Here is a 21,284-nt window from a genome sequence, read left to right on the forward strand (position 1 = left end):
GCGGGTGGGTCCCTAGTGGACCGGCCGCCGAAGTTCCGTCAAAGGTTGGAGGGCGGCGGCCCCGGGCATTCATACCGTTGAGCTACAGCAACGATCCGCCCGTCGAAGGAGCAGCAATGTCCACTCTGGTCAGGCCCCGGGACAACCGTTGGATCGCCGGCGTCTGCTCCGGCCTCGCCCGCCGGTTCGGCATGTCGCCCAACGTCATGCGGCTCATCTTCCTCATCTCGTGCCTGCTGCCGGGCCCGCAGTTCGTGATCTACATCGTGCTGTGGGTCCTGATGCCCGACGAGTCGAAGTCGCCCAGTTACAACTGAGGTCCGCACGGGTGCGCTCCGGGTTCGCCGGTCAACCGGCCGGCCGACCGGTCGAACTCGGAGGCATGTTCAAAGACCTCGCCGAAGCCACCCGCCACACCGCCGCCCGCGCGACCCTGAACGGCCTGATGACCTGGCTCGGCGAGTCCGGCCTGGCGGCCGCCGCCACCTCGGCCGGCCTCCAGGCCGCGGTCGACCAGCACGCCGCCTCGGTCCGCGACGCCCTCGGCGACCCGGAGCACGGCCCGAACGCCGTCGCCCTCGCCAGCTACGCCACCGGCGTCCGCGACGCCCTCATCGAGGCCCAGTGGCAGCTGCCACCGACCTCCGAGCTCGACTGGTCGAAGGCCGAGTGGCCCACGGTCCGCCTCATCGCCATCTGCGCCCTGGCCCGCTCCGCCGGCCACATCTGACCAAACTCCCCATCCCCCGCCCAGCCCTGCCCGCCGCCACCATCCCGGCCCCCAACCATGATCCGGAAGCCTTCGTGCTGCCCTGCGTGCACGACCTCTTCCGGATCACCGCGAGCCGGCACCCACGCCGGGGCCGGGCGTTCACCGGGCCGGGCGTTCACCGGGCCGGGCGTTCACCGGGCCGGGCGTACACCAGGGCGGTCGCGCTCCACACGCGGCGCCGGACCCTTACGACAGCGCACCCGCCCTGCGGCCGTCGCCCGTCACGATGCTCAGCGCCACGGTCCTCAGCCAACGGCACCGGTCACACCGCGGGGCGTAACCGTGATCCGGAAGACCTTGCGCTGCCCCAGGTGCACAACCTCTTCCGGATCACTGCTGGCCGGGCGGCGGGGTGGAGCGCTCGCGTGGGCCGCCGATGAACGCGGCCGCGACGGCGCCCGCGAGGCAGACGGCCGCGGTGATCAGGAAGATCTCGCGGTACTCGGTGCGCAGGGCGTCCTGGAGCGCGTTCGCGTACGCGGACATCAGCCGTCGTTGCTCCTCGGCAGGCTTGCCGAAGACCAGCGGGAAGTCGAGGTCCGCGGTCAGCTCGTGGAACCGGTGCAGTCCCCACGCCGTCAGGGCGGCGACCCCGATCAGCATGCCCATCGTCCGTGCCACGACCACCGCCGACGAGGCCACCCCGTGCTGCGACGCCGGGGTCGCCCGCAGCGCCGCCGCCGACAGCGGAGCGATCACCAGTCCCAGCCCGAGCCCCGCGAGCGCCAGGTCGGTGTCCAACCGCGGCAGGAACCCCAGGTGCCGCGCGGCGAGCACGTCCTCCGGCCAGCCCGCGATGAGCAGATACGCGACCGCCGCCAGCACGAGCCCACCGACGGCGACCGCCCGCTCGCGCACCCGCCCCGCACCCGACCCACCACCGCTGCCTGCGCCGCCACCACCGCCTGCGCCACCACCACCGCCTGCGCCACCACCACCGCCAGCGCCACCACCACCGCCAGCGCCACCACCACCGCCAGCGCCACCACCACCTGCGCCACCACCGCCAGCGCCACCACTACCGCCACCAGCGCCACCACCACCTGCGCCACCACCGCCAGCGCCACCACTACCGCCACCAGCGCCACCACCACCTGCGCCACCACCGCCAGCGCCACCGGCAGCAGCAGCACCAGCACCAGCATCGGCGGCATCGGGGCTGTCCACGGCCGGAAGTTCGGCAGCGCCGAGCATGGCGGCGCCGGGGCGGGCGGGGCTGTCCCACGCGTCCGGGCCGCCCGGGGTGAGCCGGCCCTCGCCGGCGCGAGTGGCGACCAGGTCGCGGGCTGCCGCGCCGGAAGGGACGTCACGCACGGCGGACCGGCGGGACTGGCGGAGCAGCAGGCCGCCCAGGACCGCCCCCACGGGGAGGGCGACCAGGAAGCGGGTCAGCACCAGGGTGGCCTCGACGCCGGACTTGCGCAGGAGGGTCTGCGCGACCAGCTCCACGTCGACCAGCGTGACCATGAGGGCGACGCCGGCGCACCAGCTCGCCACCAGGACCGCGAAGAACGGCAGCTTGGCGGCGCCGGTCAGGTCCAGCAGGCGGGTGCGGGCCCGGCGCTCCCACAGCACGAACAGCACCGTCACGACCGCGGCGCCGGCGAGGACGGGCCAGCCCCACGAGGGCAGGACGGAGCGCTCGGGGTCGGGGTTGTACAGCGCGGCGACCACCGCGCCGAGCGCCACCGCCAGGAGCAGCCCGCCGACCAGGTCGGTCTTGCGTGGGGCGGACGACCGCGGCGGGCCGCCGGGCACCGTGCGCCAGACGAGGACGATCGCGATCGCGACGAGCGGCAGGTTCAGCCAGAAGATGCCGCGCCAGGTGCCGAGGGCGGCGGCGACCGCCACCCCGTACAGGGGGCCGAGGACACTGCCGAGCTCCTGCGCCGCCCCGATGTTGCCGAGGACCAGGTGGCGGCCGCGGTCGGGCCACAGGTCGCTGACGAGGGCGACGGTGACGGGCAGCAGCGCGCCGCCGGCGATGCCCTGCAGCGTGCGGCCGCCGGTGAGCAGCCAGATCTCGCCACCGGAGGCGGCGGCCGTGAGCACGCCGGACGCGGCGGTGAGCGCGGAGCCGGCGGCGAACCCGAGCAGGCTCGCGACCAGCAGCGCCCGCCGGCCGAACCGGTCGGAGAGCGACCCGAGCAGCGGCATCCCGGCGACGTATCCGAGCAGGAAGCCGGTCACGACCGGGGTGACCCGCTCCAGCCGGGTGTCGGCGATGTGCAGGGAGTCCATGATGTCGGTGAGGACCCCGACGATCACGTAGGCGTCGAGCGCGGCGAGCAGCACCGCCACCCCGCCCACGCTGACGGCGAGCCGCCGCCGCCCGCCCCCGGAGGCGGGCGCAGTCGACGTCATCTGCTTACTTCGGCGGGGCGATGGTGACCGGGGCGTCGAACTCCTTGAACGTGATGGTGACCGTGCCGCCCTTGGCCTCGCCGACGGCGGGCAGAGTGAACGCGGCCTTCAGCAGCTTCTTGCCGTCCTTGGCGACCCAGAACTTGCCGGGCACGGAGCCGGTGACGCCGGGCACCACGTTGGCGAGGGTCTGCGAGGAGTTGTCGGTCGAGACCCGGTAGGCCTCCTGGCCGTCGACGCTCTCGGTGGCCTCGGTCTTGCCGTTGGTGGCGGTGCCCAGGACCTTGGCGATGCCGCGGTCGGGCGAGAGGATCGCCGACGGGTCGTAGACCGACGCCGCGAGGGCGAGCGGCAGCTGCTGGTAGTCGCCGGTGGGACCCTTCAGCCACATGGTCTGCCCTACGATGGTGAAGGCCATGTCGACCGTCGCGCCCATCTGCTCGACCTGGGCGGTCCCCTGCGCGTTGCCCTCCTTGGTCAGCACGCCGTCGGCGCGCTTGAGCGCCACGCCGGCGATGGTGCCGTCGGCGGTGATGAGGAACTTCGCGGACGTGATCCCGCCCATCGCGGTCGCGGACTCCTTGAGCAGCCCGTCTGCGGCCGGCAGGTTGGGATCCGCCTTCCCGGCGTCGTCCTCTTTGGACTTGCTGGTGCAGCCGGTCAGGACGAAGAGCAAGGCCGTGAAACCGGCCAGCAGAGCACGAGTGCGGGGCATACCGGCATGCTAGACCGCGCAACGAAACAACGGGCGAGCCGTGACGCTGGGCAGCGGTGAAGTCACCGAGCGACAGGTCTAGCGCCCCGCGAGCAGCTCCGCGACCGCCCGGCCCGAGGCGGCCGTCGCGCCGAACGTGGCGATGTGCAGGTCGCCCCGCGGTGCGGCGGGCACGCCCATCTCGACCACGACCGCGTCGGGGCGCACGGCGAGGGACGCCTTCAGCGCGTCGGTGATCCACGGGTAGCGGTGCGGGTCCCGTACCACCAGCAGCAACGGACGACCGATGGACGAGCGCAGCGCGTCGGGCAGGCCCTCCTCCGAGGACAGCCGCACCCCGGAGGTGTCGGGCACCAGCTCGGCGAGCGGCGCGATGAGCCCCCACGGCGTCTCCGGGGCGATCGCGAAGTTGAGCTCGGGCTGGAACTCGATCACGTACGCGGGCGCGGCGAGCGGGAACGTGGCGTCGGGCGCGGTGATGCGCAGTGCCCGGCGGGCCGCGGACAGCCCGAGGGCGCCCGCCTGCGGGTCCGGCGGCGTGCGGGACGCGTTCAACGACCAGGCGGCGAGCCGCGCGACCCGGGCGGCGGCGTCGGCGAGCCGCGACTCGGGCAGCTCGCCGGAGCGCACGGCGGCGACGATCGCGTCGCGGAGCAGGTTGGCCGTCTCCTCGTCGGCGTGGTCGCCACCGACGCAGATCGCGTCGGCGCCCGCGGCGAGCGCGAGGACGGTGGCCTGCGCGAAGCCGTAGCGGTCGGAGATCGCCCGCATCTCGATGCCGTCGGTGACGATCAGGCCGTCGAAGCCGAGCTCGCCGCGGAGCAGGTCGGTCATGATCCGCGGGCTGAGGGTGGCCGGCAGGTCCGGGTCGAGCGCGGGGACGCGCAGGTGGGCACTCATGACGGCGCGCACGCCGGCGGCGATCGCCGCGCGGAACGGCACCAGCTCGGTCGCGTCGAGGTCGGTCCGCCCGGCCTTGATGATCGGCACGTCCAGGTGCGAGTCGACGCTGGTGTTGCCGTGCCCGGGGAAGTGCTTCGCGCAGGCGGCGACGCCCGCTTCCTGCAGGCCGGTGATCCACGCGGCGGTGTGCCGGGCGACGCGCTCGGGCTCGGCGCCGAACGCGCGGGAGCCGATGACGGGGTTGTTGGGGTCGGAGTTGACGTCCGCGTCGGGCGCGTAGTCGAAGGTGATGCCGACCGAGGCGAGGTCGCGGCCGATGTGGCAGGCGACCTCGCGGGTCAGCGCGGTGTCGTCGACGGCGCCGAGGGCGAGGTTGCCGGGCCACGGGCTGCCGCTGTGCGCATCGATGCGGGTGACGTCGCCGGCCTCCTCGTCGATGGCGACGATGACGTCCTCGCGCTCGGCGCGCAGCGCCGCGGTCAGCTCCGCGACCTGGTCACGGTCGACGACGTTGCGAGCGAAGAGCACGACGCCGCCGAGCCCCTCGGCGAGGCGGCGGCGGACCCACGGCGGGGGCTCCTTGCCCACGAATCCCGGCTGAAGCACGGCGTTCGCCATGCCGACCAGGTCGTCCCCCGTGCTTGCGTCCATGCGTCAACCACCCTTCGCGCCTGGCGAGAATGGTCACATCACAGCTCCGTAATAGTCAAGAAACCTTCCAGTAGTTAACGGCCCGGTCATCGATGGGGGCGGATGGTCCAGACCACTGTCATCTCGGTCGTGACAGCGCCGTCGGCCCTCGTGACCTCGATCGTGACGGGAAATTCGGGGCGCTCACCGGCGGCCAGCTCCGCCAGCACCTCGCTGACGGGTCGGCCGAGCCGGGCGACGGCCTGGACCGGTCCGGCGGCGAGCTTGCGGTACGCGATGTCGGACCGCACCGCCAGCGGGGTGCCAAGCGCGAGGTGCTCGCCGAACGCCGCCATCACGACGGCGCCGGACGCGGTCTCACCCAGCGTGAAAATAGCGCCGGCGTGCGGCCCGGCGACGTGGTTGTGCAGCCGCTCCTCGTCCGGAAGCGTGGCGGTGGCGCTGATGTCGTCGCCGTCCACGCGCACGTCGGTGATCTCGATTCCGACGGTGCGCGCGAACGGGACTGCGGAGATCAGGTTGGTCGCCAGTACCTTGGCATCAACGGTCATGCGCCGAGGTTACCGACCGGTAGCAAGACTTAGAAGAGCTCGCCGATCGTGTGGATGATGTTGACGTAGAAGTTGCCCTCGATCGGCCGGAACACTTGGAACGGCTCGTGCGGCGCACCGACGAACGGCCGCAGCGTCCACGCGAGCTGGGTGCCGACGAAGCCGAAGAGCAGGATCCACACGTGCAGCAGCGTCATGCTGGCCGGGCGCTCACCGGGCGCCGGCGTGACGCCCCGGTGCGCGGCGTGGGGAGCGGCGGCGCCACCGGGAACGCGTAGCGGCCGTCGGGCAGCAGCAGCGGCTGCTTCGGCGGATACACCACCGGCGACGCCGCCGCGATCTGGACCGCCCCGCTGCCTGCGGAGACGATGCCGCGGCCCCGGCCGACACCGACGCGGCCGGGACAGCCGCCTTGTCATCGTCTGTGGCGTCGGCACCGGCGGGCGCCGGCGACACCGGTGCGTCCTGCGACGCGTCGGCCAGCTCGGCCATCGCCTCCGCCTCGGCCCGCTCCTGCGCCTCCTGCGCCTCCTGCTCCGCGCGCCGTGCCGCCGCGACCGTGGCCGTGTGGGCGTTCAGCGCGTGCATGCCGCTGGTGAGGAACTTCAGCCCGACGAACGCCGCCATGGCCAGGATCGCCACGTTGAGGATCTTGTAGAACGAGTAGCTGAACGCCGTCAGCAGGAAGAACAGGCTGATCGGCGCGAACGCCAGGGACAGCACCGCGGTCACCGTGATCGTGACCATGACCAGCGCGAGTGCCTGCCGGACCTGCAACCTGGCGCCGAACACCAGGTTGAACAGGTACAGCGTCGGCAGGCAGATCGCGAGCGTCATCAGGAACAGCAGCGGCAGCTTCAGCGCCGACAGGCCCGCCTGACCGAAGCTGTGCGAAGCCCCCAGCACCGCGCCGTAGCAGGCGAGCGCCAGCACCGAGCTGGTGAGCATCTGCAACGTCAGCTTGCCGAGGTCCCGTTCCTCACCGATCTGGCGCCAGATCGACTCCCGGTCGCGGAGGATCCGCTCGATGATGAGCAGTCCGCTCCCGGGTTGCTGACCGCCATCGGAGCATCTCCTACGTCGGAGGGGCCAGTTCGCCGCAGGCTAGAGCAGCCGCGTCACTCAGCGCCACCCCACATCGATGCGTTGTCCCCTTTCATCGAAAAAGTGCAGTGCTTCCATGCGCACGGCGACGGTCAACGGGTGACCGTGCGTGACCGCCGGGTACGGCGCGAGGCGCACCGCGAGCTCCGCCGGGCGACGGTGGTGCCGGCCCGGGTCGCTCAGGACGCTGTCGCGCTGGGGCGCGCGCCGCCCGTTGCGGCCGCTGCCGGCGCCGACCAGCTCCAGGTCCTCCGAGCCGCCGCGGCCGGTGAGCTTGCTGACGAAGCGCTTGAGCCCGCCGCCGTTGATCGGGATATCGGTCGGCGGCGCGCCGATCTCGTCGACGATCACCGCGGTCGCGCCGATGTCCAGGAACGCGAGCGACTCGTGGCCGTGGTGCTCCAGGTACCGGATGCGCCCGCGCAGCACGTCGCCGCCGGTCGTGTCCGGCACCGGGGTCAGCGCCTCGGCCCGCACGCCGATGACGATCCGCTCGCCGTGGAAGTGCGCGACCTGGCGCGAGCGCAGATCGTTCCACGGCAGGTGGAGCACCTGGTCACCCATGTGCAGCGCGATGTGGCGGTCGAGGTGCACGTAGACCTCGGCCTCCAGCAGGTTCATCCGGGGGCTGCCCAGGAACGCGGCGACGTAGAGCGTGGCGGGCCGTCCGTACACCTGCGTCGGCGTCCCGACGTCCTGCAGGACGCCCTTGCGCAGGATCGCAACCCGGTCCGCCATCGTGAGCGCCTCGGCCTGGTCGTGGGTGACGTAGATGGTGGTGACACCCAGCTCGCGCACGAGACCGGAGATTTCCGCCCGCAGCTCCGCCCGCAGGCCGCTGTCCAGGTTGGACAGCGGCTCGTCCATGAGGAAGAGCTTCGGGCGGCGCACGATGGCACGGCCCATCGCGACCCGCTGGCGCTGGCCACCGGACAGCTGTCCGGGCTTGCGGGCCAGCACGTCACCGATGCCCAGCGCGCTGGCCACCTCGGCGACCTGCTCGGCGCGCGGCTCCGGCTCCACCCCCGACAGCCGCAGGGGGAAGCCGATGTTCTCCCCGACGGTCATGTGCGGATAGAGCGCGAAGTCCTGGAAGACCATGGCGACCCCACGCTCGCGCGGCGGGAGATCGTTGGCCAGGTCGCCGTCGAGCATGATCGCACCGGAGGTGGGGTCCTCCAGGCCCGCGACCATGCGCAACAAGGTCGACTTGCCGCAGCCGCTGGGACCGAGGAGCACCATGAACTCGCCCTGTCCCACGTCAAGGTTCACTCGGTCGACGGCCACCGTGCCGTCGGCGAAGACCTTCATCACATCTTTGAGTGCGACGGTAGCCACCGTCACCTCCACCCCGAGTCAGCAGTGCAATTCGCGGATAACTCAGTCACCCCGAGTCAAGTACTGTGACGAGGGGCACGCAAGTTGGTCCATCGGGTAAATGACCAGTGTTCAGCGTGTTACCGCGCAACTACTGGTAGGAAAGTTGGCAGTGACGGCCGCCGCTCACGACGCGGGGAAGTTTACGGTCACCGACGTGTACCCGAGAGCCCCGAGGAACTGCTGCAGCATCTTCCTGGTGTTCTCCTCGGCCCGCTTGCTGAGACCGGCCTCCTTGGCGGCCGTGCCGATCTTCTCCTCGGCGAGCTTGTAGACCTCCTGCAGCCGGTTCGGGTCCGACTTGAAGGCGTCCGCCAGCCGGTTGAACAGCCCGCGGTCCTCCTGGTAGACGTAGCTGCGGTCGTTGTTGATCCGCACCGGGCGCAGCTGCGGCGCCGGCAGCGTGATCTCGACCGTCCGCCGGTCGTCGGACTCCTTCACCGCGCCCTGACCGATCCCGGCGAAGTCGACGTAGACCTCCACCGACCCGGCGGCCACGAACAGGATCCGCTCGTTGAGCAGGAAGTCCGGGATGTACTTGCGGTCCTTCTGCACGTCGACGATGACCTCGAAGTTGCCCTCGGCCGCCACGTACTGGCTCAGGTCCTGCACGGACTTGAGCAGCGCGGGGCCGCTGCGGTCGGTCTGCTCCTTCGCGAACGGGTTCTTCAGGTCCGGGAACAGGCCGATCGTCTTCGCGCCCAGCACCAGCGCGACGACCAGCCCGATCGTCGCCACCAGCCAGAACAGGCCCCGCATCGCCCCGCCGCCGGCCTTGACCGGCACGACGATCGGCGCGTCCCGCTCATCGCGCCCACGCGGGTCGACCGGATCGCCGATCTTCGGCGACCAGCCCTTGCCCTTCCCGGTGGTCGGCGCGTCGTCAGCGGGCCCGGACGCGATCGCGGGGTATTCGGAGGTCTTCGGGTCCGACCCACGCCGTTGCGTCGGCACGTCGTCCGAGTCGTCGGGGGTCACGGTTTCGTCGTTGCGGGCCATGCTGACTCCTCCGGGAGGATCTTCTTGCTATCACGGTAGAGGGGTCCGCAAAGGGCCGCGAATCGATCTCAGCCGAACGCCGCCAGCCCGGTCAGCTTCTGCCCGATGACCAGCTGATGGATCTCCGACGTCCCCTCGTACGTGAGGACCGTCTCCAGGTTGGCCGCGTGCCGCATGACCGGATACTCGGCGCTGATGCCGTTGGCGCCGAGCACCGTCCGGCACTGCCGGGCGATCGCGAGCGCCTCCCGCACGTTGTTCAGCTTGCCGACGCTGACCTGCTCCGGCTTGAGCACCCCGGCGTCGGCCCGGCGCCCCAGGTGCACCGCCAGCAGGTACCCCTTCTGCAGCTCGACGGCCGCGTCGGCGAACTTCGCCTGCGTCAGCTGGAACCCGGCGATCGGCCGGCCGAACTGCTCCCGCGCTCCCGCGTAGTCCAGCGCGGTGTGCAGGCAGTCACGGGCCGCCCCGAGCGCGCCCCACACGATGCCGTACCGCGCCTCGGTCAGGCACGACAGCGGCGCCTTCAGGCCCTTCGCGTCCGGCAGCAGCGCCTCCCCGGGCAGCCGCACCCCGTCCAGCACGATCTCGCCCGTACACGAGGCCCGCAGCGACAACTTGTGCTTGACCTCGCGCGCCGTCACCCCCGGCGTGTCCATCGGCACCACGAACCCGCTGATCCCCGCCTCGGTCCGCGCCCACACCACCGCAACGTCGGCGACCGGTGCGTTGGTGATCCACATCTTGGTGCCGTCGAGAATCCAGTCGTCGCCGTCCCGCCGGGCGCGGGTGGTCATCGAGCCCGGGTCGGATCCGTGGTCGGGCTCGGTCAGCCCGAAGCAGCCGATAAGGTCGCCCGCGGCCATGCCGGGCAGCCAGCGGTCCTTGTGCTCGTCGGAGCCGTACTTCCAGATCGCGAACATCGCCAGCGAACCCTGGACGCTGACCAGGCTCCGGACACCCGAGTCGCCGGCCTCCAGCTCCAGACACGCCAGCCCGTACGCGACGGCACTGGCCCCGGCGCACCCGTACCCGCTCAGGTGCATGCCGAGCAGCCCGATGGACGCGAACTCCTTGGCGAGGTCCCGGACGGGCACCTGCCCACGCTCGTACCAGCCGGCCACGTTGGGCCGCACGTGGTCGTCGACGACCCGTCGCACCACGGCCCGGATCGCCAGCTCCTCCTCCGAGTGCAGCGCGTCAACGTCCAGCAGGTCCAGAGGCCGCATCGTCATAACTAACACTGTAAGTCAACCGCCACCCCCTCCCACGCAGACGCCGCCCAACCCCACCCAACATCGACATCGCGCGATCCACCCACACTCCAGAGATCATCTGGTAAGCGGATCGCACACCATCCATGGAACAAGTACCACAAACCCGGTCATTGACCACCGTCTCGGCGACGCGGTGACCCACTCATACAACCCGACCCCGCGCCGGCCCTGCACCAGCCGACAGCACTCGCCCCCCAACTCGCCGGCCGACCCAACGCCCAGTTCCGCCCTTGGATCACAGCACGGACGGCGAGCCACCAGGGCAGGCACGAGACTCGGCGCGGCGGGCATGATCCAAGTCGCCAGGCGCCCGCCCCGACGACCAGTCCCGTCCTTGGATCACAGCACGGGAACCGGACCGCCGGGGAGACGCGGCGCTCGGCGCGACCCGGCGTGATCCAAGTCGCCAGGCGGCCACCCCCGCGACCAGATCCGTCCTTGGATCACGAGGCGGACGGCGGAACACCCCAGGCGGACACGAGGCTCGGCGCGGCGGGCATGATCCAAGTCGTCAGGTGGCTGTTCGGGCGACCGGACTCGTCCTTGGATCACGGGCCTTGCATGCGGGAGGAAGGCAAGCCGGGGGCCGTTCTGCAGCGGTGAACCCCGCGAATCGCCTGCGTCGGCGGGGCGGGCGGACAGCAAGACGCGAACGTGCAGAGGCGGAGACGGCCGCTCGAAGGCGACCGTCTCCGACCCTTGGCACCGAAGGCCCGCCCGCACCGGGGCACGGGCCTCAGGCCTGGAGGACCCGTGCGTGGATCGAGGTGCGTTGCTGCAGCGCCGCGCGTAACGCGCGGTGCAAGCCGTCCTCCAGATACAGCCCGTTCTCCCACTGGACCACGTGCGGGAACAGGTCGCCGTAGAACGTGGAGTCCTCGGCGAGGAGCTTGTCGAGCGCCAGCTCCCGCTTGGTGGTGATGAGCTGGTCGAGCCGCACCGGGCGCGGCGGGATCTCGGACCACTGTTTCAGCGTCAGCCCATGTTCCGGATAAGGCCGACCGTCGCGGACCGCCTTGAAGATCATGAACGTCTCACCCCCCTGACCGTGTCAGGGTACCGACTAGGTGCGACAGAATCGCCGCCGAGCGTGTTCAAGACCCCCAGCGGCCGCGGTGTGTGATGGTGCCGGACTCGCGGCGGCCCCGTTTGAGTGACGGCGACTTCACGTCCGGAGCCCGGTAGCCGATGGTCATGGCGCCGATCGGGGTGTACTCGGCGGGCACCCCGAACGCCGCGCGGTAGGCCGCGTCGGAGGCGGGCGGGATGCCGAAGAAGCACGCGCCCAGGCCCTCGTCGACGGCACCCAGCAGCACCAGCAGGCTCGCCATCCCGGTGTCGATGTGCCAGTAGGGCACCGGCCAGCGGGCCTCGTCGCGGTCGGTCCAGCCCTTGTCGGGCTCGGCGTACCGCGAGAGGTAGGCGTCGCGGTGGCTGTGCGGCACGACGATCACCGGCGCCCGGCTCATCCCGTCCAGCCACGAGGTCGTGGCCGTGTCGGGCGGGGAGGTCGCCGCCCAGAACCTGGCCCGGTCCTCGTCGGAGGTCAGGACCAGGAACTCCCAGCCCTGCGAGAACCCCGCCGAGGGGGCGTGCGTCGCGTACCCCAGCAGCTTGTCGATCACGGCCGGGTCCACCGGCCGCGACGCGTCGTAGTTTCGGACCATCCGCCGCCGGCGGATCGCCTCAGACAGTTCCACGGATCCCCCAAACCCCGTGCCAGGACGCTCCCGGCTCCAGGGTCACCACATCACGCCCGGACCGGAACGCGTCAGGGGGGCAGGTCATCGGCTCGATGGCGAGCGCCTTGCGCAGCCGATCGGCGGGAAGCGTGTCGGAGGAGTACACCTGCCACCAGCCGAACGACGAGTCGGCCCAGACCGTGACGCCACGGCCGTCGGGGGCGGTGACCGTGACCTGCGAGCCGCCGTCGGCGTCGGGGACCACCTCGCCGAACGCCGTGTCCAGGACGGTGCCACCGAGCCGGCGGCCGTCGAGGAAGTCGTACTCGCCGCCGGCGACCCGGGCGGCGCCGATCGGCAGGAGGCGCGCGTCGACGAGCAGGCGGCTGCGGGCCGGGACCTTCAGGGTGAGGTCGTCGACCGCGACGCCCGGCACCAGCACGTACGGGTGGGTGGCCAGCCCGAACGGCGCGTCCTCGGCGCCGACGTTCGTCACCTCGTGCTCGGCCCGCAGGCCACCCTCGCCGACCGACCAGGTCGTGCGCAGGCGCAGCGGCCACTGGTACCCCGGCTGCGGCACCAGGTCGTGCTCGACGGTCACGCTGTCGGGCGCGGCGTCGACGAGGCGCCAGCGGACCCAGTTGACCAGGCCGTGGATGGCGTTGTGGCGCTCGGGCTCGGTCAGCGGCAGCTGCAGGTGGTCGCCGCCGAACGCGTACTGCCCGTCGCGGATGCGGTTGGGCCACGGGGCGAGGACCTGGCCGGCGCAGCCGACCGCGTGCTCCCCCTCGGCGTAACCGGCGACGACATCGGCGCCGTCGACGGTGTAACTGCGCACGCCACCGCCGACCTCGACGATGACGGCCTCGTGGCCGCCCGAGGCGATCGTCCACTGTGTACCGGAAGGGGCGTGCGAGAGCTGCGCGGCGGCGGCGGTGTCCATGGCCGCGACAATATCGTCAGTCCGACCGGTCGGTGTACCGAAGCAGGACGGGAAATGTCAGGCCCAGGAGGACGGCCACCGCGGCGGCCGCGATCCCGCCGCTGACCCAGGAGAAGGTGGCGCCGGTCGCGTCGGCCACCGAGCCGGCCCGAAGGTCACCCAGACGTGGACCTCCTGCGACGACGGCGAAGAACACGCCCTGCAGCCGCCCGCGCATCTCGTCGGGGGCGCTGAGGAGCACCGTCTGCCGGTACACCCCGCTGATCATGTCCGCCGCACCGGCCAGCGCCATGAAAGCTACACACGCCCACAGCCACGGGACCGCGCCGGCGGCCGCGACCGCGAGCCCCCAGCCGACGACGGCGAGCACGAGCGCGACGCCCTGCCGGTGCACGCGGCCGATCCAGCCGGACGTGAGACCGGCGAGCGTCGAACCGATGGCGATCGACGCGTACAGCCAGCCCAGCGACGCCGGGCCGTAGCGCTGATCGGCGACGACGGGGAACAGCGCCTTCGGCATCGCGAGGACCATCGCGGCGATGTCGATCGCGAACGTCAGCAGGATCACTTTCGAGCCGGCGAGGAACCGCAGGCCGTCGCGGATGTCCCGCAGCCCGCCCGTGGTCTTCGCGACCCCGGCCGGCGGCAGGGCCGGCAACCGCAGGGCCGCCCACAGGACGATCGTGAAGAGGACGGCGTCGACGGCGTACGCGACGGCGAAGTCGGCGTTGGCGATGACCAGACCCGCGCCGACCGGGCCGAAGATCGAGGAGACGCTGGAGGCGGTGAAGCTCAGCGTGTTGGCCGAGGCGACCTCGCCCTCGTCGATCAGCGCCGGGATGATCGCCTGCCGGACGGGGCTGTTGACGCCGAACGCCGCGGACTGCGCCGCGATCAGCGCGAGCATCAGGTAGGCGTTGTCCACGTGCAGGACCGCCTGCGCGAGCAGGCCGAGCGTCGTCAGCCACATGAGGGTCGAGCTGGTCAGCAGCACCTTGCGCCGGTCGAACGCGTCCGCGATCGCGCCGCCCCAGATCGAGAACACGATCAGCGGCACCAGGCCGACGAAGCTGGCGATGCCGACCCACAGGGCCGACTTGGTGATCTCGTACACCTGCACCGGCACGGCGACGGCGGTGAACTGGACGCCGAAGAAGGACACCGCGTTGCCCACGAACAGCCGCCGGTAGGCCACGTGCCGCAGCGGCCGGACGTCGATCACGTGCTTGCGCAGGGCCTCCTGCACGCTCAAGGCGCGAGCCGTTCGACCTTGCCGCCGGTGTACCGGAGGCGGTCGTGCAACCGGCTGGGGCGGCCCTGCCAGAACTCGACCTCGTCGGGGCTGACCCGGTAGCCGCCCCAGTGCGGGGGTGCCGTCAGCGGGCCCTCGGCGGCCTCGACCGACGCGACCAACGCCTCCAGCTCGTCGCGGGAGCCGATGACCCGCGATTGTGGACTTGCCCACGCCCCGACCTGGGCACCGTGGGGGCGGATCGCGAAGTACTCCTCGGTCTCCTCGCGCGACACCTTCTCGACCGCACCGATGACGATGACCTGTCGGTGCAGGGGGTACCACGGGAACACCAGGGAGGCCCGCGGGTTGGCCGCGATGTCGTGGCCCTTGCGCGACTCGTAGTTGGTGAAGAAGGTGAATCCGCGCTGGTCATAGCCCTTGAGCAGCACCGTCCGCGCGCTCGGCCGCCCGCTGCCGTCGGCGGTCGCCAGCAGCATCGCGTTGGGCTCTGGAAGGCCCGCCTCGACCGCGTCGGCGAACCACGTGGCGAACTGCTCCAGCCACGTCCCGGCGAGTCCTTGCTCGGTCAGCTCGCCGCTGTACTCGTTTCTCATCCGCGACAAATCTTGCGGCGATGTGCTGGGTCTCACGCTCACATCCTTCCTCCGGAGGTCGCAAATGCGTGAAGATGTGTCACGGAAGACACATTGAGCCCCCGTTCAGTCGGCGCTGGCACCCCACCGGGGCGAAGATGACAAAAGGGAACACCGGCGGGTAACAAACCTAGTCAGACACCCCAGAACCAGCAGGAGTGCGAGATGTCCGATTTCAAGCCGGGACTCGAGGGCGTCATCGCCTTCGAATCCGAGATCGCGGAGCCCGACAAGGAAGGCGGCGCGCTGCGTTACCGCGGCGTCGACATCGAGGATCTCATCGGCCAGGTGTCCTTCGGCAACGTTTGGGCACTCCTGGTCGACGGCAAGTTCGGCCCCGGCCTGCCGCCGGCCGAGCCGTTCCCGGTGCCCGTGCACTCCGGTGACATCCGGGTCGACGTGCAGTCCGCGGTGGCCATGCTCGCCCCCTACTGGGGCCTCGGCCAGCTGCTGGACATCGAGACCACGCAGGCGCGCGAGGACCTCGCCCGGGTCAGCGTCACCGCCCTGTCGTTCGTCGCCCAGGCCGCCCGCGGCCTGGGCCTGCCGGCCGTGCCGCAGAAGGAGATCGACAAGGCCGACACGATCGTCGAGCGGTTCATGCGCCGCTGGCGGGGCGAGCCCGACCCGCGGCACGTCAAGGCCGTCGACGCCTACTTCATCTCCGCCGCCGAGCACGGCATGAACGCCTCCACGTTCACCACCCGGGTCGTCGCCTCCACCGGCGCCGACGCCGCGGCCTGCATCTCCTCCGGCATCGGCGCGCTCTCCGGCCCGCTGCACGGCGGCGCGCCGTCGCGCGTGCTGGGCATGATCGAGGCCGTGGAGCGCAGCGGCGACGCCGAGGGCTACGTGAAGGGCGTCCTCGACCGCGGCGAGCGGCTCATGGGCTTCGGTCACCGCGTCTACCGTGCCGAGGACCCGCGCGCCCGCGTGCTGCGGCGCACCGCCAAGGAGCTCGGCGCGCCGCGCTTCGAGATCGCCGAGGCCCTGGAGAAGGCGGCCCTCGCCGAGCTGCACGCCCGCCGCCCCGACCGGGTCCTCGCCACCAACGTCGAGTTCTGGTCCGCGGTCGTCCTCGACTTCGCCGAGGTCCCCGCGCACATGTTCACGTCGATGTTCACCTGCGCCCGGGTCGCCGGCTGGAGCGCGCACATCCTCGAGCAGAAGGAGCTGGGCCGCCTGGTCCGGCCGTCCGCGACGTACGTCGGCCCCGGCCCGCGCAAGCCGCAGGACGTCGAGGGCTGGTCCAACGTGGCGTGACGCGCCGCGCGTCCGGTGTGACGCGCGTCGCCCTCGACGCTGAATCGACCTGGATCGCGGCGGCGGAGGTGGCAGGATTCGCGGGGTACCCGTACCTGCCCGCCCGCCGCCGCATCCCGGAGTACCCACATGGTCGACATCCGCATTCCCGATGAGCTGAAGCCCGCTGACGGCCGCTTCGGTTCAGGCCCGAGCAAGGTCCGGCCCGAGGCCGTGCAGGCCCTCGCCGGTGTCGCGACCTCGTACCTCGGCACCAGCCACCGGCAGAAGACCGTCCGCGACGAGGTCGCCCGCCTCCGCCGTGGCTTCGCCGAGCTCTTCAGCATTCCCGACGGCTATGAGGTCGTCCTGGGCAACGGTGGCAGCACCGCGTTCTGGGAGATCGCGGTCTTCGGCCTGATCCGCGACCGTGCGCAGTTCGCGAGCTTCGGCGAGTTCGGCGCGAAGTTCGGCAGCGCCGCGAAGAAGGCGCCGTTCATCGGCGACCCGACGATCGTGAAGGCCGACCCGGGCACCGCCGCGTTCCTGCGCGCCGAGGCCGGCGTCGACACGTACTGCTCCCCGCAGAACGAGACCTCGACGGGCGTCTCCGTGCCGGTCCAGCGCGTCGACGGCGCCGACGAGGGCGCGCTGATGCTGACCGACGCCACCTCGGGCGCCGGCGGCCTCGAGGTCAACGTGTCGCAGACCGACGTCTACTACTTCGCCCCGCAGAAGTGCTTCGGCTCCGACGGCGGCCTGTGGATCGCGATCATGTCGCCGGCCGCGATCGCCCGGGTCGCGGAGATCAAGGAGTCCGGCCGGTACATCCCCGACTTCTTCGACCTGCAGACGGCGATCGACAACTCGCGCCTCGAGCAGACCTACAACACGCCGGCGCTGTCGACGATCTTCCTCACCGCCGAGCAGGTCGACTGGATGCTGGCCGGTGGCGGCCTGTCGTTCGCGACCAAGCGCAGCGCCGAGTCGGCGTCCATCCTGTACGGCTGGGCCGAGCGCTCGCCGGTCGCGACGCCGTTCGTCGCCGACGCCTCGGTCCGCTCCAACGTCGTCGGCACCATCGACTTCGACGAGTCCGTCGACGCGACGGCGCTGGCCAAGGTGTTGCGCGCCAACGGGATCGTGGACACCGACCCCTACCGCAAGCTCGGCCGCAACCAGCTTCGGATCGCGATGTTCCCGACCGTCGACCCCGCCGACATCGAGGCGCTGACGGCGTCCATCGATTACGTCATCGAGCGACTTTAGTTTGTGTGTACGAATGCCCGCCGCCTGTTTGCTGAGGTGGCGGGCGTTCCTGTTTGCTTTCTGTCGGCGCGGCACGCTTCGTTCCAGCTAGGGTTACGCGTACTGTGACCGAGTGGTGCCGGGAAAGTCGGCGCCGATGCGGGTGGGACGGAGGCACGCTATGCGGCCTGTGCGATTCGTCGCCCTCTCCGAGGACGGCCAAGCGTTCGTCCTCGCCGATGAGGTCGGCCGACTGCTCGCGCTCCCGATCGACGACCGGGTCCAGAGCGCGCTGCGTCCCGACCAGAGCCATGCGACCGCGACGATGGAGACCGCCGCCTCGCAGCTCGCGCCGCGTGACATCCAGGCCCGCATCCGCTCCGGCGAGTCCGCCGAGGAGGTCGCCCGGGTCGCCGGCGTCCCCGTCGACCGCGTCCTGCGCTACGCCGGCCCCGTCCTGCAGGAGCGGGCGATGCTCGCGCAGCACGCCCGCCGCACCCGGCTGAAGACGTCCGACAAGGGCTCCTCGCTCGCCGAGGTCGTCGACGCGCGCCTCGGCCAGCACGGCATCGACACCGAGAAGATCTCCTGGGACGCGTACCGGCGCGAGGACGGCACCTGGCGGATCACCGCCACGTGGCCGAGCGGCAAGGCGACCGCGCAGGCCGTGTGGGAGCTCGACAAGGCCCGCCAGCAGGTCGCCCCGCACGACGACATGGCGCAGTACCTGTGCACCGAGCGCGCCCCGCACGTGCTGGGCCAGGAGCCGCCGGCGCCGGACCGCGCCCTGCCGAGCCGCGGCGAGACCAGCCGCGGCGACCTCGGCGTGCGCCCCGACCCGCTGCGGCACGGCAGCGGCGGCCACGACCTGATCCGCCCCTCCAACGTCCAGCCGTCGACCGTCCAGCCAGAGCGCCGCGGCCGCGGGCTGGGCGCGCTCACCAACGACCCGATCCGGGCCGGGCGGGACGCGCTGCTCGCGTCGCTCGACCGCCCGCTGGGCGCCGCTCCCGGCTCCTCCGAGGAGCCGGCCGCGCCCGCCCCGGTCGCGCAGGGTGAGAACCGGGCCCGCGGCGCCGCCGCGCTGATCGGCCGCTCCCCGTTCGACGACGACAGCGACCAGAGCAAGGAGATCCCGGCGGTGCCGTCGCTCGCCGTGCTCCGCCCGCGCCGCAACACGCCGTCGGCCGCCTCTCCCGAGCAGCCGGCCACCGCGGAGAAGCCGCGCAAGCGCCTGCCCAGCTGGGACGACGTGCTGTTCGGCGGGGCGCCTTCCGCCGCTCGGGAAACCAGCTGAGGTTTGCGGGATAGGTTGGTGGTCATGGAGTACACCAACCTCGGGCGGACCGGCCTCTCGGTCAGCCGCCTGTGCCTGGGCACCATGAACTTCGGGCCACAGACCACCGAGCCTGACAGCTTCACGATCATGGACCGGGCCCTGGACCACGGCATCAACTTCTTCGACACCGCCAATGTCTACGGGTGGAAGCTCGGCGAGGGCGTCACCGAGCAGATCATCGGCCGCTGGATCGCCCAGGGCGGCGGCCGGCGCGAGAAGGTCGTCCTCGCCACCAAGGTCTACGGCAAGATGCAGGAGTGGCCCAACGGTCAGGGCCTCTCCGCGCGCCACATCATCGCCGAGGCCGATGCGTCGCTCAAGCGTCTCCAGACCGACCACATCGACCTGTACCAGATGCACCACGTCTCGCGCAGCACGCCGTGGGAGGAGATCTGGCAGGCGATGGAGGTGCTCGTCGCCCAGGGCAAGGTCCTCTACGTCGGCTCGTCCAACTTCGCCGGCTGGCACATCGCCCAGGCCCAGGAGTCGGCGCGGCGCAGGCACTTCCTCGGCCTGGTCGCCGAGCAGTGCATCTACAACCTCATGGCCCGCACGGTGGAGCTGGAGGTGCTGCCGGCAGCCCGCCAGTACGGGCTGGGCGTCATCCCCTGGTCGCCGCTGCACGGCGGCCTGCTCAGCGGCGCCATCGCGAAGGCCGCCGCGGGCTCCGCCGGCCGGTCCTCAGAAGGCCGCGCCGCCGAAGGCCTGGAGAAGCACCGCGCCGCGATCGAGGCCTACGAGAAGCTCGCCGCCTCGCTCGGCGTGGACCCGTCCAACCTGGCCCTCGCGTGGCTCCTGGCCCAGGACGGCGTCACCGCCCCGATCATCGGCCCGCGCACCGTCGAGCAGCTCGACTCGACGCTCGGCGCCCTGTCGCTCTCGCTGGACGAGGCGACGCTGCAGCGGCTCGACGAGCTCTTCCCGCCCGTCGGCAACGGCGGCCCCGGCCCGGAAGCCTGGGCCTGGTAAAGCTTCACGTGTCCCGGGCCGTGGCCAGCACCTCGTAGGTGGGCCGCGGCCCGAGTTCGCTCTTCATCAGCCGTACGTCGTCCGCGTGCCACTGCGGCCCCTGATACCCGTGCAGCGTCTCCAGGTCGCTCTCCAGCTCCCCTGCGGGCAACCGGTCCCCGGGCCGGGCGATCGTGACGTGCGGCTGCAGCGGCCGCCGGTCGAACGGCAGCCTGCGCTTCTTCAGCTGCCTGCGCACCGCGTCGCCGAGCGGCTGCACGTCCCCGTCGACCTTCGCGACCAGCGTGGTGAACTTCCCCCGCCCGAACCTGCCACCCCCGGCGATCCGCACCACCGGCCCCGGCCCCTGCTCCCGCAGCCCGTGGACCAGCTCGACCGCGTCGTCCTTGCGCTCGTCCTCGACCTCACCGAGGAACGCGAGGGTCATGTGCCACTGCCCGGCCGGCACGAGCCTCACGGAGCGCCCCTCCGGCATCGGCCTGGCCACGTTGAGCCCGCCGATCATCCCCGCGAAGTGCCGCTCGGCCTCCACCGGCAGGTACGCCGCGATGAACAACCTCACCGCTGCCCGGTTTTCGTGTCACGCAACGCCAGCCCCGCCCGCTGCAGCTCACCCTCGACCCGCAACCGCTCGACCTCCAGATCGACCCCGCTCACCTCGCCAAGGTACTGGTCGACCCCCAACTGTCCGCACGCGACCCGCAACGCTTCGTCATAGGCCCGCTGCACCGCGTTGAACCACACGGGCGACCTGGTCGCCACCCCCATCCGCAGCCTGTTGAGCCGGCGCAGGTCCCCTGCCAGCTGCTCGATCGGCGGCCCCGCCGGCGCCGCGGGGCTCTCCGCGGCCACCGTGTGCAGCACCCGCCCCGCCCAGCTCAGGTGCCACCGCCGCACCCGCCCGTCCTGCCACCCGGCCCTGCCCGCCTTCCGGACGAGCACCTTCCTGATCCCCCGACCGCCCCGCTTGACCGCCCGCACCCCGCGCTCCAGCATCTCGTCCGCGGAGATGAGCAGCAGGCACACCAGACACGGCGCCACGGCGATCAGCCCGATGACACCGACGACCAGCAGGCCGTGCAGCACGCCCACACTCCGAGGCTAAGCCCCCGCAGACAGCGACCGCCACCGATCAACCCAACTTCGGCACCGACTCGCAACCATCCGCGCCCCACAGCGCCGGCCCCGCCCCCGACGCAACCGGGGCGGTCCGGTGGCACCCCTCGTCGCCACCGGACCGCCCCGCCGAGACCGTGCTGCC

At 71.7% G+C, this 21,284-nt stretch carries 22 protein-coding genes; 6 read left to right on the forward strand and 16 right to left on the reverse strand.

Annotation, left to right across the window (positions count from 1 at the left end; translation table 11 throughout):
* The first annotated feature begins 116 nt into the window (after positions 1–116).
* Together AB0I21_RS09820 and AB0I21_RS09825 are read left to right on the forward strand one after the other, a co-directional pair.
* Entirely contained in the window at positions 117–317 is a 201-nt protein-coding gene (locus tag AB0I21_RS09820) for a PspC domain-containing protein (RefSeq protein WP_344501347.1), read from the forward strand.
* A 65-nt stretch (positions 318–382) separates the two neighbouring features.
* Positions 383–730, forward strand: a complete 348-nt coding sequence (locus AB0I21_RS09825; protein ID WP_360559945.1) for a DUF6401 family natural product biosynthesis protein — start codon at positions 383–385, stop codon at positions 728–730.
* 372 nt (positions 731–1,102) lie between these two features.
* Here AB0I21_RS09825 and AB0I21_RS09830 read toward each other — a convergent pair whose 3' ends face one another.
* From AB0I21_RS09830 to pdxH, 14 genes are all read right to left on the reverse strand, one after another.
* Positions 1,103–3,136, reverse strand: coding sequence for an MFS transporter (locus AB0I21_RS09830; protein ID WP_360559946.1), 2,034 nt, complete (start codon positions 3,134–3,136; stop codon positions 1,103–1,105).
* A gap of 4 nt (positions 3,137–3,140) precedes the next feature.
* On the reverse strand, positions 3,141–3,851 hold the full coding sequence (locus tag AB0I21_RS09835; protein ID WP_360559947.1) for an LppX_LprAFG lipoprotein: 711 nt from the start codon (positions 3,849–3,851) through the stop codon (positions 3,141–3,143).
* Positions 3,852–3,929: 78 nt separating this feature from the next.
* The gene (locus tag AB0I21_RS09840) at positions 3,930–5,405 is read right to left on the reverse strand and encodes a glycoside hydrolase family 3 protein (RefSeq protein ID WP_360559948.1); all 1,476 of its coding nucleotides are present in this window, start codon (positions 5,403–5,405) and stop codon (positions 3,930–3,932) included.
* 86 nt (positions 5,406–5,491) lie between these two features.
* Positions 5,492–5,956, reverse strand: a complete 465-nt coding sequence (locus AB0I21_RS09845; RefSeq protein ID WP_360559949.1) for a DUF4442 domain-containing protein — start codon at positions 5,954–5,956, stop codon at positions 5,492–5,494.
* 29 nt (positions 5,957–5,985) lie between these two features.
* Positions 5,986–6,153 carry a hypothetical protein gene (locus AB0I21_RS09850; RefSeq protein ID WP_360559950.1) on the reverse strand — a complete coding sequence of 56 codons (168 nt, stop codon included), beginning with the start codon at positions 6,151–6,153 and terminating at the stop codon, positions 5,986–5,988.
* Between the two features lie 13 nt (positions 6,154–6,166).
* Complete coding sequence (locus AB0I21_RS09855; RefSeq protein WP_360559951.1) at positions 6,167–6,904, reverse strand: hypothetical protein; 738 nt, start codon at positions 6,902–6,904, stop codon at positions 6,167–6,169.
* A 174-nt stretch (positions 6,905–7,078) separates the two neighbouring features.
* Complete coding sequence (locus tag AB0I21_RS09860; protein WP_360559952.1) at positions 7,079–8,398, reverse strand: ABC transporter ATP-binding protein; 1,320 nt, start codon at positions 8,396–8,398, stop codon at positions 7,079–7,081.
* 165 nt (positions 8,399–8,563) lie between these two features.
* Positions 8,564–9,436: a DUF4230 domain-containing protein gene (locus AB0I21_RS09865; RefSeq protein ID WP_354899833.1), complete on the reverse strand. Its 873-nt coding sequence runs from the start codon at positions 9,434–9,436 to the stop codon at positions 8,564–8,566.
* 68 nt (positions 9,437–9,504) lie between these two features.
* On the reverse strand, positions 9,505–10,665 hold the full coding sequence (locus AB0I21_RS09870; RefSeq protein ID WP_360559976.1) for an acyl-CoA dehydrogenase family protein: 1,161 nt from the start codon (positions 10,663–10,665) through the stop codon (positions 9,505–9,507).
* 784 nt (positions 10,666–11,449) lie between these two features.
* A complete protein-coding gene (locus AB0I21_RS09875) occupies positions 11,450–11,740 on the reverse strand; it encodes a type II toxin-antitoxin system VapB family antitoxin (RefSeq protein WP_033364898.1) in 291 nt (96 codons plus the stop codon).
* Positions 11,741–11,807: 67 nt separating this feature from the next.
* The gene (locus tag AB0I21_RS09880; protein WP_360559953.1) at positions 11,808–12,413 is read right to left on the reverse strand and encodes a nitroreductase family protein; all 606 of its coding nucleotides are present in this window, start codon (positions 12,411–12,413) and stop codon (positions 11,808–11,810) included.
* A complete protein-coding gene (locus AB0I21_RS09885; RefSeq protein ID WP_360559954.1) occupies positions 12,400–13,338 on the reverse strand; it encodes an aldose 1-epimerase family protein in 939 nt (312 codons plus the stop codon). Before AB0I21_RS09885 ends, AB0I21_RS09880 begins: the two co-directional genes overlap by 14 nt.
* A gap of 16 nt (positions 13,339–13,354) precedes the next feature.
* A complete protein-coding gene (locus AB0I21_RS09890; RefSeq protein ID WP_360559955.1) occupies positions 13,355–14,590 on the reverse strand; it encodes an MFS transporter in 1,236 nt (411 codons plus the stop codon).
* Positions 14,587–15,186: a pyridoxamine 5'-phosphate oxidase gene (gene pdxH, locus AB0I21_RS09895; protein WP_344501335.1), complete on the reverse strand. Its 600-nt coding sequence runs from the start codon at positions 15,184–15,186 to the stop codon at positions 14,587–14,589. Before pdxH ends, AB0I21_RS09890 begins: the two co-directional genes overlap by 4 nt.
* A gap of 204 nt (positions 15,187–15,390) precedes the next feature.
* Here pdxH and AB0I21_RS09900 point away from each other — a divergent pair, with 204 nt between their 5' ends.
* From AB0I21_RS09900 to AB0I21_RS09915, 4 genes are all read left to right on the forward strand, one after another.
* On the forward strand, positions 15,391–16,488 hold the full coding sequence (locus AB0I21_RS09900; protein ID WP_344501334.1) for a citrate synthase 2: 1,098 nt from the start codon (positions 15,391–15,393) through the stop codon (positions 16,486–16,488).
* A gap of 129 nt (positions 16,489–16,617) precedes the next feature.
* Positions 16,618–17,736: a phosphoserine transaminase gene (serC, locus tag AB0I21_RS09905; RefSeq protein WP_360559956.1), complete on the forward strand. Its 1,119-nt coding sequence runs from the start codon at positions 16,618–16,620 to the stop codon at positions 17,734–17,736.
* 160 nt (positions 17,737–17,896) lie between these two features.
* Positions 17,897–19,012, forward strand: a complete 1,116-nt coding sequence (gene sepH, locus AB0I21_RS09910; protein WP_344501332.1) for a septation protein SepH — start codon at positions 17,897–17,899, stop codon at positions 19,010–19,012.
* Between the two features lie 24 nt (positions 19,013–19,036).
* The gene (locus tag AB0I21_RS09915; RefSeq protein ID WP_360559957.1) at positions 19,037–20,023 is read left to right on the forward strand and encodes an aldo/keto reductase; all 987 of its coding nucleotides are present in this window, start codon (positions 19,037–19,039) and stop codon (positions 20,021–20,023) included.
* A 4-nt stretch (positions 20,024–20,027) separates the two neighbouring features.
* On the opposite strand, the gene thpR is transcribed toward AB0I21_RS09915, so the two are convergent.
* The gene (thpR, locus tag AB0I21_RS09920) at positions 20,028–20,585 is read right to left on the reverse strand and encodes an RNA 2',3'-cyclic phosphodiesterase (protein WP_360559958.1); all 558 of its coding nucleotides are present in this window, start codon (positions 20,583–20,585) and stop codon (positions 20,028–20,030) included.
* Complete coding sequence (locus AB0I21_RS09925) at positions 20,582–21,115, reverse strand: hypothetical protein (protein WP_360559959.1); 534 nt, start codon at positions 21,113–21,115, stop codon at positions 20,582–20,584. The genes thpR and AB0I21_RS09925 overlap by 4 nt, the downstream gene beginning before the upstream one ends.
* Positions 21,116–21,284 lie beyond the last annotated feature (169 nt).

The organism is Dactylosporangium sp. NPDC050588 (genome assembly GCF_040654975.1).
In the GTDB taxonomy this organism is placed as follows: Bacteria; Actinomycetota; Actinomycetes; order Mycobacteriales; family Micromonosporaceae; genus Dactylosporangium; species Dactylosporangium maewongense.